General features: G+C 61.3%; 13 protein-coding genes. 10 read left to right on the forward strand and 3 right to left on the reverse strand.

All coding sequences use genetic code 11. From position 1 onward, the window contains the following. Window positions 1-88 precede the first annotated feature (88 nt). Window positions 89-1,381 (forward strand): MFS transporter, encoded by a 1,293-nt coding sequence (locus M0954_RS24435; protein WP_133894552.1) that lies wholly within the window; start codon window positions 89-91, stop codon window positions 1,379-1,381. A 107-nt stretch (window positions 1,382-1,488) separates the two neighbouring features. On the opposite strand, the gene M0954_RS24440 is transcribed toward M0954_RS24435, so the two are convergent. Continuing rightward, window positions 1,489-2,487 carry a D-glycerate dehydrogenase gene (locus M0954_RS24440; RefSeq protein ID WP_133894553.1) on the reverse strand — a complete coding sequence of 333 codons (999 nt, stop codon included), beginning with the start codon at window positions 2,485-2,487 and terminating at the stop codon, window positions 1,489-1,491. Window positions 2,488-2,628: 141 nt separating this feature from the next. On the opposite strand from M0954_RS24440, the gene M0954_RS24445 reads away from it, so the two are divergent. The 6 genes from M0954_RS24445 to M0954_RS24470 all read left to right on the forward strand — a co-directional run bounded on the left by M0954_RS24445 (window position 2,629) and on the right by M0954_RS24470 (window position 10,324). Next, entirely contained in the window at window positions 2,629-4,422 is a 1,794-nt protein-coding gene (locus M0954_RS24445; protein WP_297355963.1) for an IlvD/Edd family dehydratase, read from the forward strand. After that, window positions 4,419-5,189, forward strand: coding sequence for a GntR family transcriptional regulator (locus tag M0954_RS24450; protein ID WP_367279532.1), 771 nt, complete (start codon window positions 4,419-4,421; stop codon window positions 5,187-5,189). The genes M0954_RS24445 and M0954_RS24450 overlap by 4 nt, the downstream gene beginning before the upstream one ends. Then, complete coding sequence (locus M0954_RS24455) at window positions 5,186-5,992, forward strand: NAD(P)-dependent oxidoreductase (protein ID WP_297355965.1); 807 nt, start codon at window positions 5,186-5,188, stop codon at window positions 5,990-5,992. Before M0954_RS24450 ends, M0954_RS24455 begins: the two co-directional genes overlap by 4 nt. 160 nt (window positions 5,993-6,152) lie before the next feature. Then, window positions 6,153-7,142, forward strand: coding sequence for a LacI family DNA-binding transcriptional regulator (locus tag M0954_RS24460; protein WP_122156379.1), 990 nt, complete (start codon window positions 6,153-6,155; stop codon window positions 7,140-7,142). 240 nt (window positions 7,143-7,382) lie between these two features. Further along, complete coding sequence (locus M0954_RS24465) at window positions 7,383-8,918, forward strand: UxaA family hydrolase (protein WP_297355967.1); 1,536 nt, start codon at window positions 7,383-7,385, stop codon at window positions 8,916-8,918. Between the two features lie 113 nt (window positions 8,919-9,031). Then, on the forward strand, window positions 9,032-10,324 hold the full coding sequence (locus tag M0954_RS24470) for an MFS transporter (RefSeq protein WP_297355969.1): 1,293 nt from the start codon (window positions 9,032-9,034) through the stop codon (window positions 10,322-10,324). 69 nt (window positions 10,325-10,393) lie between these two features. Here the strand turns inward: M0954_RS24470 and M0954_RS24475 are convergent, their stop codons facing one another. Then, a complete protein-coding gene (locus M0954_RS24475) occupies window positions 10,394-10,651 on the reverse strand; it encodes a hypothetical protein (RefSeq protein ID WP_297355971.1) in 258 nt (85 codons plus the stop codon). A 197-nt stretch (window positions 10,652-10,848) separates the two neighbouring features. On the opposite strand from M0954_RS24475, the gene M0954_RS24480 reads away from it, so the two are divergent. The 3 genes from M0954_RS24480 to M0954_RS24490 are packed head-to-tail and all read left to right on the forward strand — an operon-like array spanning window position 10,849 to window position 13,377. Beyond that, on the forward strand, window positions 10,849-11,253 hold the full coding sequence (locus tag M0954_RS24480) for a cupin domain-containing protein (RefSeq protein ID WP_122156376.1): 405 nt from the start codon (window positions 10,849-10,851) through the stop codon (window positions 11,251-11,253). Between the two features lie 24 nt (window positions 11,254-11,277). Then, complete coding sequence (gene yqhD / locus M0954_RS24485) at window positions 11,278-12,432, forward strand: alcohol dehydrogenase (RefSeq protein WP_297355973.1); 1,155 nt, start codon at window positions 11,278-11,280, stop codon at window positions 12,430-12,432. A 42-nt stretch (window positions 12,433-12,474) separates the two neighbouring features. Then, entirely contained in the window at window positions 12,475-13,377 is a 903-nt protein-coding gene (locus tag M0954_RS24490) for an NAD(P)-dependent oxidoreductase (protein ID WP_297355975.1), read from the forward strand. Window positions 13,378-13,406: 29 nt separating this feature from the next. Here M0954_RS24490 and M0954_RS24495 read toward each other — a convergent pair whose 3' ends face one another. Further along, on the reverse strand, window positions 13,407-13,697 hold the full coding sequence (locus M0954_RS24495; RefSeq protein ID WP_297355977.1) for a hypothetical protein: 291 nt from the start codon (window positions 13,695-13,697) through the stop codon (window positions 13,407-13,409). Between the last annotated feature and the right edge of the window lie 170 nt (window positions 13,698-13,867).

A 13,867-nucleotide genomic window follows, 5' to 3' on the forward strand; every position in this document is an offset into this window, starting at 1 on the left:
TACTAAAGTGCCTGCATATTCAATGCTTTCGATTGACTGCTGGCGCGATTCGTACGTCAAAAGAAAGCGATTACATGATTGGAGACATATGGACACGGGAAAGTATCGGTATGTGGTCGCCGGGCTGCTCTTCATGGCCGGTGCGATCAACTACATGGATCGCGCGGCACTCGGCATCGTCGCGCCGATAGTCAGCAAGACGCTTGTGCTCTCGCCGTCGCAACTTGGCGTCATCTTCAGCAGCTTCTTCGTCGGCTATTCGATCTTCTCGTTCCTGGGCGGCTATTTCGCGGACAAGTTCGGCACGCTGCGCGTCTTCACGTGGGCCATGGGATTCTGGTCGCTGTTTTGCGGACTGACCGCGAGCGCGACCGGCTTTGTCTCGCTGCTGGTGTATCGGGTGTTCTTCGGCATCGGCGAAGGGCCCATGAGCTCCAACACCAACCGCACGATCTCGAACTGGTTTCCCCGTCATGAAACCGCGACGATGATCGGCTTCACTTTCTCCGGTCAGACGCTCGGCAACGCGATCGCAGGACCGGTGGTGGGACTGATCGCCATCGGCTTCGGTTGGCGTGCGTCGTTTATCGTGATCGCGGTATTGGGCTTCCTTTGGCTGGTGTTATGGCGTCTGTTCGTCACCAACAAACCCAGCGAGAGCCGCCGCGTCGGCGAGGGCGAAGCGAAACTGATCAACGATAGCCGTGCGATTGCGGAAGCGCGTAATGTCGAAGACGACGGCATGACGCTCGGCGCGTATCTGCGCCGTCCGAGCACGCTGGCTCTGGGCGCGGGTCTCTTCGCAGTGAACTACACGCAGTACGTTTTCATCTCGTGGCTGCCGAGCTATCTGACCAACGTGATGCATCTCGATCTGAAGTCGATGAGCATCATCACGTCGATTCCGTGGATCTGCGGAGCGATTGGCTATTTCGGCGGCGGCGTGATTGGCGACATCGTCTATAAGCGCATGGACGACCCGATCAAGGCGCGCAAGCTGGTCGCCACGATTCCGCTGGCGTTATCGGGCGTCGCGGTGCTGAGCATTACCTCGGCCGGGTCGTTGACGGCGGCGGTCGCGCTGATTGCCGCGGCGCTGCTGTTCCTGACCGGATCGTGCCAGTCGATCTGGGCGATCCAGCACGAGATTCTGCCGCTGCATCGTCAGGGCGGCGTGGGCGGCTTCATTCACTTTTTGAGCAACCTGTCGGGGATCATCGGGCCGGCGTTGACGGGAATGTTGATCCAGTACTTTGGTGGCTATCACAGCGCGTTTATGTTCGGAGCACTGATCGACTTTGCGGGTGTGCTTGCGATGCTGGTTTTCATTCGCAGTCGGCCGCAGGTCAGTGCGGCGGTGGCCGCTCATTCGCCGAATTGAGCCAGCGAGGTGAGCGCGTGGTTCCTTTGCGCGCTTCGGCTGTGAGCGAAGCGTGCCGCTTGCTGACGAAGATGAACCTCGCAACGTGGCCGCCCTGCGGCGGCTCGTCAGTCCCCCGGCGTATGCAGCAGAGTACGGGCATCGACTGCAGACGGATTGACACACGTCGCCGTGAGGCGTCCTTCGAGCGCTTCGGCCAGATTCTGCGCAGCGCGGCGCGCCATGGCTTCGCGTGTCTGGGCTGTGGCCGAGCCGATATGCGGCACGAGCACCACATTCGGCAGCGCGCATAGCGGCGAATCGGCGGGCAGCGGCTCGCGTTCGAACACATCGAGCCCCGCGCCGAGAATGCGGCCCTCGCGCAGCGCGTCGGTCAGCGCCGCTTCGTCGACCACCTGGCCACGCGCGCAGTTGACGAGAATCGCGCTCGACTTCATCAAACGCAATTCGGCCGCGCCGATCAGCTTCTCGGTCGCGGTGGAAAGCGGCACCAGCACGCACACGAAGTCCGCTTCGGCGAGCAGCGTGGGCAACGGACACCATTTCGCACCGAACGCTTCCTCCGCGGCCACATTGCGCGAGCGGTTCGCATAGAGCACGTTCATCCCGAAGCCGTGCGCCGCGCGCCGGGCCACCGCGGCGCCAATGCGGCCGAGGCCGATGATGCCGAGCGTCTTGTGGTGCACGTCGACGCCGAATTGCGCAGGCCCCGACGAGTTCTGCCATTCACCGCGGCGGGTCGAGGCATCAAGCTCGGCGATGCGGCGCGCAGTGGCGAGGATCAACGCGAACATCAGATCGGCCGTCGTCTCGGTGACTTCGTCCGGGGTGTTGCACAGAACGATGCCGCGGCGCGTGAGGTCCGCAACGTCGAAGTCGTCGTAGCCGGCAGAGACGGTCGACACCACTTCAAGTTTGGGCGCAGCGTCGAGAAATTCGGCGGTCAGCTTGAGCTTGTTGCCGATCGTGCCGTGTGCGTTCGCGAGCGCTGCGAGGAACGCGTCGCGCTGGGTATCGGCGTCGGCGCAGGTCACGTCGTATTGAGCTTCGAGGATGCGCAGGGCTGCGGCAGGCAGCTTGCGGTAGGCAACGACACTTTTTTTCATCGGGACATCCGGTTTAAAAAGAGAAAGGAGCGCGCAGCCCAAAAAATGTTCAACTTTGAGAAAGCGCTTACTTGCGGATCACTATAAGTCTCGTTAGAATCATCGTCAAGATTATCGATAATTTGATTGAGGGACATGGTGATGGCAGACAAGCTCGATGAAGACCAGCCGCGCGACGAATCGCCGGGCGACGATACGCCGGGCGACGATTCGCCGCGTGGTTTGCGCAAGGGGCTGACCAATTACGGGGACGCGGGCTTTTCGCTGTTCCTGCGCAAGGCGTTCATCAAGGGCGCGGGCTACACCGACGACGCGTTGGCGCGGCCCATCGTCGCCATTGCTAACACCGGCAGCGCCTACAACCCGTGTCACGGCAACGCGCCGCAACTGGTCGAGGCCATCAAGCGGGGCGTGATGCTGGCGGGGGGCTTGCCGGTCGAATTCCCCACTATTTCGATCGCGGAAAGCTTCTCGCATCCGACCAGCATGTATCTGCGCAACCTCATGTCCATGGACACCGAGGAGATGATCCGCGCGCAGCCGATGGATGCGGTCGTCCTGATTGGCGGCTGCGACAAGACGGTGCCCGCGCAACTGATGGGCGCCGCTGTCGCCGGTGTTCCCGCCATCCAGCTCGTAACAGGCGCGATGCTGACTGGCTCGCACCGTGGCGAGCGAGTGGGTGCCTGTACCGACTGTCGCCGCTTCTGGGCGAGCTTCCGCGGCGACCAGATCGACGCGGACGAAATCGATGCGGTCAACAACCAGCTGGTGGCGACGGTTGGCACCTGCTCGGTGATGGGTACCGCCAGCACGATGGCCTGCATTGCGGAGGCGATGGGCATCATGTTGCCGGGCGGCGCCTCGCCGCCGGCGGTCAGCGCCGACCGCATCCGCATTGCGGAGCGCACCGGCGCTCAGGCTGTCGCGATGATCGGCGCGAATCTCACGCCTGCGAAAATCCTCACGCCGAAAGCAATCGAAAACGCGTTGCGCGTGTTGCTGGCCATCGGCGGTTCGACCAACGGCATCATCCACCTGACTGCGATCGCCGGGCGTCTGGGCATCAAGATCGATCTCGACGCGCTCGACCTGATGGCACGCGAGACCCCGGTACTGGTCGATCTGAAACCGTCGGGGCAGCACTATATGGAGGACCTGCATCGCGCGGGCGGACTCACTACCGTCATGCGCGAAATGAAGGACCTGCTGCATCTCGACGCCTTGACCGTCACGGGCCGCACACTCGGCGAAGAGCTCGACGCGGCGCCTGCCAGCTTCGCGCAGGACGTCGTGCGGCCGTTTAGCAAGCCGATCTTTCCGCAAGGCGGCATCGCCGTATTGCACGGCAATCTGGCGCCGGGCGGCGCGATTATCAAGCAGTCCGCAGCGAATCCGGACTTGATGGAACACGAAGGCCGCGCCGTGGTGTTCGAGAATGCCGAGGACCTCGCGTTGCGCATCGACGATCCCGAACTGGACGTAGAAGCGCACGACGTGCTCGTGCTCAAGCAGATCGGGCCGGTCGGGGCACCCGGCATGCCGGAAGCGGGCTACATCCCGATTCCGCGCAAGCTCGGAAGGCTTGGTGTGAAAGACATGGTGCGCATCTCCGATGGCCGCATGAGCGGCACCGCGGCGGGCACCATCGTGCTGCACGTGACGCCGGAGTCGGCGATTGGCGGTCCGCTCGCGATCGTGCGTACGGGTGACCGGATTCGCCTGAGCGTGGCGCAGCGCTCGGTTGAACTGCTGGTGAGCGACGAGGAAATCGCCACACGTCTGGCGGCGCTGCCGCCGCGCGTAGCCGAACCGAACATGCGCGGTTATCGAAAGCTGTTTCTGACCACGATCACGCAGGCCGACGAGGGGTGCGACTTCGACTTTCTGAAGGCGCCGCAGACCGTGGCCACGGTGCCTGGAAACAAGCTGTGACTTCAGGCGGCCCGATCGGCAACGGAGCAGCGCAACGGCGCCCCAGTGCAATCGCACCGGTGCTGCGCGACCGTAACACCGACGAAACGATACGCCGTGTCGCGGACCAGCTCGAAGAGGAGATCGTGCTCGGCCTGCTGCATCCGCGCGAACGTCTCGTTGAAGACGACCTGTGCGAGCGCTTCAATCTGAAGCGCCATGTGGCGCGCCAGGTGCTGGGCGAAGTGGAGCGCCGTGGCCTGATCGAACGTCGCAGGCATGTCGGCGCGCTGGTCAAGTCGTTCACTGCAAGCGAAGTGACGCAGTTGTATGCGTTGCGTGAGCTGCTGGAGACCGACGCGGCGAGCCGCATTGTTTTCCCCGTCGACGCCGCGAAGCTCGCCGAACTGGAAACGTTGCAGGCGCAACATGACGCCGCCGCGCAGGCAGGCGATCTGCGCCGCGTGTTCCGCGTCAACATGGCGTTCCATCGGGCGTTTTTCGCGTTATCGGGCAACCAGGTGCTTGTCGATGCGATTCATGAATATGAGCGGCGCACGCACGCGATCCGCTCCGTATCGATCGTATTTCCGCTCTTCCTGGAGAAGGCGCGCGCCGAACATCACCAGATGATCGACGCCTTGCGGCGCGGCGATCGCGATGGGCTGATCGCGCTGTGCCGCGCGCATCTCGTGCCGTCTCGCGACGCCTATCTCAACGCGTATCACCAGCGCTCGGCCGCGGCCGCGGCGTTTGACTTATCGACACCGAATGGAGACATCGAATGAAACGGGTTTTGATTACCGGCGCGGCGGGCCATATTGGCCGGGTTTTGCGTGCCGGCTTGCGTGGCCAATATCAGTTGCGTCTCGCGGACATCGCCCCGCAAGCTGAGGCAGGCGAGGGCGAAGAAATCGTCACGGCCGACATCACGCGGCTAGAGGATCTGTTGCCGGTGATGCAGGGTGTCGACGTGGTCGTGCATCTGGCCGGCATTCCCGACGAGGACAGTTGGGAAAAGATCCGCGACATGAACATCGAAGGTTGCTACAACGTCTTCGAGGCCGCGCGGCAGGCTGGCGTCAAGCGCGTGGTGTTCGCGAGCTCGAATCATGCAGTGGGCTTTCACCGGCGCGACCGGATGATCGACGATGCGGTCGCGCCGCGGCCGGACAGCCGCTATGGCGTATCGAAGGTGTTCGGCGAAGCGCTCGGACGCATGTACGCGGACAAGCACGGCATGTCGGTTGCATGCATACGGATCGGCTCGTTTCGCCCGGACAACACGCCGACGGCACCGCGTCACCTCTTCACGTGGGTCAGCCATCGCGACATGGTGCAACTGACGAAGCGCTGTATCGATTACGCCGACTACCACTTCGTGATCGTGTACGGCGTATCGGGCAATGCGCGTAACCGCTGGGACAACGCGAACGTGCGCAAGCTCGGCTATGCACCTGAGGACGACGCCGAACTGCAGGCCGCCCGGATCGCGGCAACAGGGCAAACCGAAGACGCGCGCGAGGCGCTCTTTCACGGCGGCTTTGGCTGTCTCGTCGAGTTCGACGGCGATCCGGAGCGGATCGACTAGCCCGGTACTCTGACCCGGTTATCGTCATTGCTGGCTGCTGCACGTTATAGAATGCGGCACAGGGATGGCGCGATGTGCGCCTCGACTCCGGGCAGGGTGCAAGTTGACCACAGACACTAAGAAAAGAGCGCCGCGTCGCAAATCGAATGCGGTTTCCGTCATGGATGTGGCTCGCGCAGCGGGCGTTTCGACAGCGACGGTTTCGCGCGTACTGAACGGCAACGCAACGGTTGCCGCCGCGCTGCAGACCCGCGTGCGCGACATCGCGCGCGATCTTGGCTATACGCCGCATGCGGCGGCGCGTGCGTTGGCATCGCAGAAGTCGAAGACGATTGGCGCGGTGATCCCATCGCTGGAAAACCAGAACTTCGCGATCGGCGTGTTCGCGCTGCAAAAGCGCATCGGCGAAGCCGGCTATACGCTGCTGCTTGGATGCTCGTATTACGACCAGGAAGACGAACTCAAGCAGGTGCGCGCCCTGATCGCGGACGGCATCGCCGGCTTGATGCTCGTCGGCCGCAGCCACTCGCCCGCGCTCTACGAACTGATCGAAAAGGAACAGATTCCGCTCGTCAACGGCTGGACAGTCGATCACGACCATCCGTATGTCGGTTTCGACAACGTTGCGGTCGGACGGCGCCTCGCCGAATATCTGCTCGAGCTCGGGCACACCCGCTTCGGCATGATTACGCAAATGACGCAGCACAGCGATCGTGCGGCTGATCGCATCATCGGCGTGCGCGCGGCGCTACAGTCGCGCGGGCTGCAGTTGCGCCACGAGCATCTGATCGAGATGCCGCACAAGATCATTGAAGGCCAGATGGCGATGAAGGCGCTGATGAACGGCTCCGAGCGTCCGACGGCCGTGATCTGCGGCACCGATCTGTTGGCAATCGGCGCGCTGGCGGAAGCGCGCGAGGCGGGTATCGACGTGCCGGGCGAGCTGTCGATCGCGGGCATCAACGACATTGAATTCTCCAGCTTTACTTCACCACCCCTCACCACCATGCGGCTCGCCGCCGATGAAATCGGCGCGCGCAGCGCCGAGTATCTGCTCGCGCGGATCGAAGGACGGCCCGTGAGTTCGCAGTACATCGTGCCGACCGACCTGATCGTGCGCGGTACGACCGCACGTCCTCGCAACAGCTAGAGGCGCGTGGCGCACCGTATTGCGCAACACACTTTCTCAAAGCACGGGCATAAATTTGCCCGTCAAAGTAAGCGCTTTCTATTGAACTCACAAACGAAGTGCCATAAGATGCTTGATACCCAAGGAGATCAAGCAGCGAAGCGTCGTTTGTAGCGGCCCTTAAAGAAAGCGATTACTCATATCGCTCTTTCTGACCGCTGAGTGCAATTTTTTAGAAGGCAGTGTCTGATGACTGAGGCGATGAGCAAAAACGTGAGCGGGCCAGTGATCCGCTTGCATCCCGCCGACAACGTGGTAATTGCACGCATCGACGTGGCAATCGGTACGCCGGTTCCGTCGGAAGATTTTGTTTGCCGCAGTCAGGTGACCGCGGGCTACAAGATCGCAGCGAAGCCCATCAAAAAAGGCGAGCCGGTTCGCAAATACAACGTGGTGATCGGTTTCGCCGCGACGGATATTGCGCCAGGCACGATGGTGCATAGCCATAACGTCGAGTTCCGCGAGTTCGACCGGGACTACGCATTCGGCGCGGACTACCAGCCCGTGGAGATGGTGCCCGAAGCGGAGCGCGCCACGTTCCAGGGCATCGTGCGGGACAACGGCGAGGTTGCCACGCGCAACTACATCGGCGTGCTGTCGACAGTCAATTGTTCGGCCACGGTTGCACACCGGATCGCCGAATGGTTCACGCCGGAACGGCTGGCGGACTACCCCAACGTCGACGGCGTGGTTGCGTTCACTCACTCGATCGGTTGCGGCATGGAGATGAGCGGCGAGCCGATGGCGCTGCTGCGCCGAACGATGGCGGGTTACGCGCGCCATCCCAATCTCGCCGCGGCGTTGATCGTCGGGCTGGGATGCGAGCGCAATCAGCTGGCCGGACTGATGGATCAGGAAGACCTGAAGGTTGATTCGCGGCTGCACACATTCATCATGCAGGAGAATGGCGGCACCCGCCGGACCATTGAGGCCGGCGTGGCTGCGGTCCAGGCCCTGCTGCCCGAGGCGAATCGCGTGAAGCGCACGACGGTTTCCGCGAGCCACCTGAAGATCGGCCTGCAGTGCGGCGGCTCGGACGGCTTTTCGTCGATCACGGCAAATCCTTCGCTCGGCGCAGCGATGGACCTGCTGGTCCGTCATGGCGGCACGGCCATCCTCTCCGAAACACCCGAAATCTACGGCGTAGAACATACGCTTACGCGGCGCGCGGTCAGCCGCGAAGTCGGCGAAAAGCTGGTTGCGCGGATCCGCTGGTGGAAAGACGAGTATTCGGTCGGTCGAGACGTTCAGATCAACGGACAGGTCAGCCCTGGCAATCAGGTGGGCGGACTCGCGAACATCTTCGAAAAGTCGATTGGATCCGCGATGAAAGGCGGCACTGGCCCGCTGATGGAAGTGTATCGATACGCCGAGCGGGTGAAGCAGGCTGGACTCGTTTTCATGGACACGCCTGGTTTCGACCCCGTCTCGGCGACGGGTCAGATCGCCGGCGGCGCGAATCTGATTGCCTTCACCACAGGGCGTGGTTCGATGTTCGGCGCCAAGCCTGTGCCGTCGCTGAAGCTCGCCACCAACACGCCGATGTACGACCGTCTCACTGAAGACATGGATCTGAACTGCGGCGGGATTCTGGATGGCGTTGCGTCGATCCACAGCACGGGCCAGAAAATCTTCGACGCTATTCTTGCAGCCGCGTCGGGCGAGCACACGAAGAGCGAAATGCTCGGGCTAGGCGACCACGAATTCGTGCCGTGGCAGATCGGCATCATGAGTTGAGTTCTTCATGCCGCTTCCTGCCAGGCCTGTCAACAAGTCGTACCTCCATGACACTCGTTAGAAGTGCCAGATAACAAAATCCGTCGCCCCTACTTACACGGAATAGAGACAACATGAAGACTGGGAAGTATCGCTACGTTGTCGCCTTGCTGCTGTTTATTGCAGGTGCGATCAATTACATGGACCGCGCGGCGCTCGGTGTGGTCGCACCTATCATCAACAAGCAGCTGGGTCTTTCCCCGTCGCAACTCGGCGTGGTGTTCAGCAGTTTCTTCTTCGGCTATTCCATCTTTGCAGTCGTCGGCGGCCAGCTCGCCGACAAGTACGGACCGCGGCGGGTTTTCTCCTGGGCTATGGGGACATGGTCCATTCTCTGCGGACTGACCGCGGCCGCGACCGGATTCGGCACACTACTCATTTCCCGGGCGCTGTTCGGCTTCGGCGAAGGTCCAATGAATTCGACGACCAACCGGACCATCACCAACTGGTTTCCCCGGCATGAGACTGCAACCATGGTCGGCTTTACGTTTTCGGGCCAGACGGTAGGCAGTGCGATCGCCGGGCCGGTGGTCGGGCTGATTGCCATCGCTTACGGTTGGCGCACGTCGTTTGTGATCATCGCGGCGCTCGGGCTGACGTGGATCGTCGCATGGCGCATATTCGCGACCGACAAGCCGGCGCAAAGCGCGCGGGTCGGCGCGGCCGAACGCGAGATGGTCGAAGCGAGCCGCAGCGCGGCGCATCCGGCAGAGGGCGGCGATGAGAGCACACCGTTGCGCAGCTACCTGTTTCGTCCGAGCACGCTTGCACTTGGCGTTGGCCTGTTCGCAGTGAACTACACGCTGTTCGTGTTCATCTCGTGGATGCCGAGCTATTTCACCAACGCGCTGCATCTGGACATGAAGCACATGAGTATCCTGAGCGCGGTGCCATGGGCATGCGGCGGGATTGGCTACTTCGGCGGCGGCCTGCTTGCCGATGCGTGTTTCAAGCGCATGAGCAACAAGCTGCTGGCGCGCAAGCTCTCAGCGACTGTGCCGCTCGCGCTATCGGGTCTCGCTCTGCTCGGTGTTAGCGTGGTCGATTCCGTGATACCCGCAGTACTGCTCGTAGCGTCCGCCGTGCTGTTCCTGACGGCTTCGTCGCAAGCGTGCTGGGCCACCATGCACGAGCTTGTGCCAGGCAGGCATCTGGGCGGGGTAAGCGGCTTTGTTCACCTGATAAGCAATATTTCGGGCATCGTCGGTCCGACCATGATGGGTCTGGCGGTCCAGTACTTCGGCGGTTACAGCAGCGGCTTCGTGCTCGGCGCGGCGGTCGATCTGGTCGGCGTGCTGGCAATGCTGCTGGTCATCGGCCGGCGAGGGGCCGCCACCGCAGACAAGACGCAGACTACCGCTGCATAAGCGGCTAGGGTAGCTGCCGCTTGCCATCACCTACCGCCGCTGCCGACTAACTGTGAGGTCCGGTCCAGGCTAATACACGTTGGTCGGGCGCGAGCGCTCCGGCCGACTTTCCCCGCGGTCGAATTGCCCTTTCGCGAATTCCATTTCAGTCATATGGAGTTCTACCCAATCCCAGATTCCGCAGATCTTGTCCAGCAGGCTGCGTCTCAAAGGCGTCAGCTGATAATCGACGCGCGGTTTTCCGGAATTCGTGGCGCCGCCCCAGCGCGCACTCGCGGCATGAACTAACCCACATCCGATGCGCTGCCTCATTTCTGCAAATGTCATTTGCGAATGCGGGCATTTTGCCGCTGCTCACCTCATGGCAAGATTCAAATATCGATAATTTGTACAACGAATCTACGAGCCGGGAACATCGCAATGGACGAGCAGAAAACAGATTTTGGCAGTGAACCGGCCAGACATGATCCGTCCTGGCGCATGTTTCGCCCGCTGCCTGTCTCTACCCTAATCTGGAGTGCAAATTGTTTAAATTCTTTGACCTTCAAAAAGTTATCAGCCAATTCCCTGACGAGGCAGATAGCACAATCGTCGACACCTACCTCACCGACGAACCGTCCGCGAGCTCAAGACTTTTTCGTGTTTATTATCCGATACCTCGCCATTACCACGAAACGTGCGAGGAGCATCTGTACCTCCTGACCGGGAAGGTCACCTTTGCGATTGAGGACGAGGCGCCTCGCGTCCTTACCGCGGGCCAGCTGGTCACCTTTGAGCGGAACACCGTACATGCAATAACGGAAATACTGGAGTCGCCGGCGGTCTTTTTTACCGTGGACGCTCCGCGTCGTGTACCGACTGATGTTGTGTATGTGAATCCCGATGACGCAACTATTCGACCTTTTGTGACTCATCTTGAAGATATCTGAAAATCAGTAAGGAACAGAGATCCAATGCAAAATTTTACGTTTCATAACCCCACCCGCATTATTTTCGGCGAAGGCCAGATCGCTGCGCTTGACGCCCACGTACCGCGCGGAGCGCGCGTGCTGATCACCTCTGGCGGCGGCAGTATCAAGAGCAACGGTGTGCTCGCGCAAGTACAGGCGGCGCTCGGGGAGCGTGCCTTGTTCGTATTCGAAGGTATCGAACCCAATCCCACCTACGAAACCTTGATGCAAGCGGTTGCTGTCGCACGCGAGCAGAACATCGACTTTCTTCTGGCTGTCGGGGGTGGCTCCGTGATTGATGGCACCAAGTTCATCGCAGCCGCACTGAAGTTCAATGGCGAGCCGTGGGACATCCTGGCCCGGCAGGTCGAAGTGCATGACGCGATGCCGTTCGGTAGTGTTCTGACGCTGCCCGCTACGGGCTCTGAAATGAACAATGGCGGTGTCATCAGCCACCGCGCGAAAGGCGACAAGTTGCCGTTCCGCAGTGAAGCGACGTATCCGGTCTTCTCGGTGCTCGATCCGACGACGACCTATTCGCTGCCAGCCCGGCAAATTGCCAACGGTGTGGTCGACGCGTTCGTGCATATCGTCGAGCAATACCTGACCTATCCTGTCGAAGCAAAGGTGCAGGACCGTTTCGCCGAAGGCTTGTTGCTCACGTTGACTGAAGTCGGGCCGCAAGCACTGGCCGAGCCGAAAAACTATGCCGTGCGGGCCAACCTGATGTGGACCGCGACGCTGGCGCTGAACGGCTTGATCGGCGCCGGTGTGCCGCAGGATTGGGCGACGCATATGCTCGGTCACGAGATTACCGCGCTGCATGGCCTCGATCATGCGCAAACGCTTGCAATCGTGCTTCCGGCGATGCTGACCGTGCGCAAGGAACAGAAACGCGCGAAGTTGCTGCAGTACGCCGAGCGCGTATGGAACATTACCGAAGGCAGCGAGGACGAACGCATCGATGCGGCGATCAGTGCGACCCGCGTGTTCTTCGAGAGAATGACCGTCGGTACCCGCCTGCGTGATTACAAGATCGACGGCCAGTCCGTCGCCACGCTGATCGCGAAACTGGAAGAACACGGGATGACGGCGTTGGGCGAACGCGGCGACGTGACGCCTGAGGTTAGCCGTCAAGTCTATCAACTTGCGGTCTGAGCGCGCCCGCGTCCGTCCGGCGCATTACTTTGGAATGTCACAATGAAGATCGGATTTATTGGCCTTGGCTCCATGGGCGCCGCAATCGCAGCGAACCTCATCGAGTCAGGATATGAAGTGCATGTTTTCAACCGTACTCCGGCACGCGCTGAACGGTTGCGCGAAGCGGGCGCAAGGGTTGCGACCAGTCCCGCGGACGCAGCGCGGTCGGCCGACGTCGTGTTTACGATGGTGGCTGACGATGCCGCACACACAGCCGTGACGTTCGGCGAAGCGGGTATCGCCACGATGCTGAAGCCGGGCGGGGTACACATCTCGATGAGCACGATCAGTGTCGCAACGGCACAGGACCACGCAACGAAGTATCGCGAAGCAGGTCTGGGCTTCGTGTCGGCGCCCGTTTTTGGCCGACCCGACGCCGCGGCGGCACGCAAGCTCTTTATCATGGCCGCGGGCGCTGATGAGCATCTCAAGGTCGCCGTTCCGCTCCTTGAACGCCTTGGGCAGTCGGTCGGCATCGTCGGCTCGGATCCTTCTCAAGCGAACCTCGTCAAGCTGATCGGCAATTTCATGCTGTCCGTGATCATCGAAACGCTGGGCGAAGCGTGTGCGGTAGCGGGCAAGGCAGGCCTTGACCCGATGCATCTCGTCGAATTGCTGACCAGCGCAAATTTCAACGCGGCGCCATACAAGATCTACGGCCCGCTGATTGCATCACAGCGCTTCCAGCCGCCCGGCTTTGCGTTGCCTCTTGGTCAGAAAGACAACCGGTTGATGCTGGCTGCCGCCGAGTCGCTCGGGGTCCCCCTGCCGCTTGCCAGCCTCGTCCACGACCGATTCCTCACGTTGCGGTCAAAAGGGCTCGGTGCGGAGAGCGACTGGTCTGCGGTCGCACTGTGCGCGTTGTCCGACGCGGGCTTGAACAAGCAGCAACTCGGTGCGTGAGCCCGCCGGACAAGCCTGCGAAGCGCCAATCAGACCCGGCGCCATGCAGGCTTGTCCGGATCCGAAAGTTGCAGGTCAACCGGACCCATCCCGAACACCGCGACGACGACCGGCTCTTTCACATGCCGCGGCACGCCATCATAGTGCGGCGTGCGCGCGGCACGTTTGACAAAGCCACCAGCTGGGACCGGTACCGCGTCTTGAGGTGCGAAATCAGGGCCGCTGTTGACCCACCAGGTGCCCGACACTACGACCTGGATCCGATCGGTCGCGTACGAATGCGGTGCGCTGAACCAACCGGGATTCCATTTCATCATCACGAGATACAAGCCAGGTTTGTTGACGTCGCCGTAGAGTGGCGCCCTCACGCCATGGACGCAAAAGATAACTTTGAGTTTGAGCGGCAGATTCCGTTGTGCCGCTCCGATTCAGTCCTTGATTTGCGTCACAAGAAGTAATATAAAAATGTCATATGTCGCGCTCAACTCTC

It is taken from the genome of Paraburkholderia sp., assembly GCF_026225065.1.
In the GTDB taxonomy this organism is placed as follows: Bacteria; Pseudomonadota; Gammaproteobacteria; order Burkholderiales; family Burkholderiaceae; genus Paraburkholderia.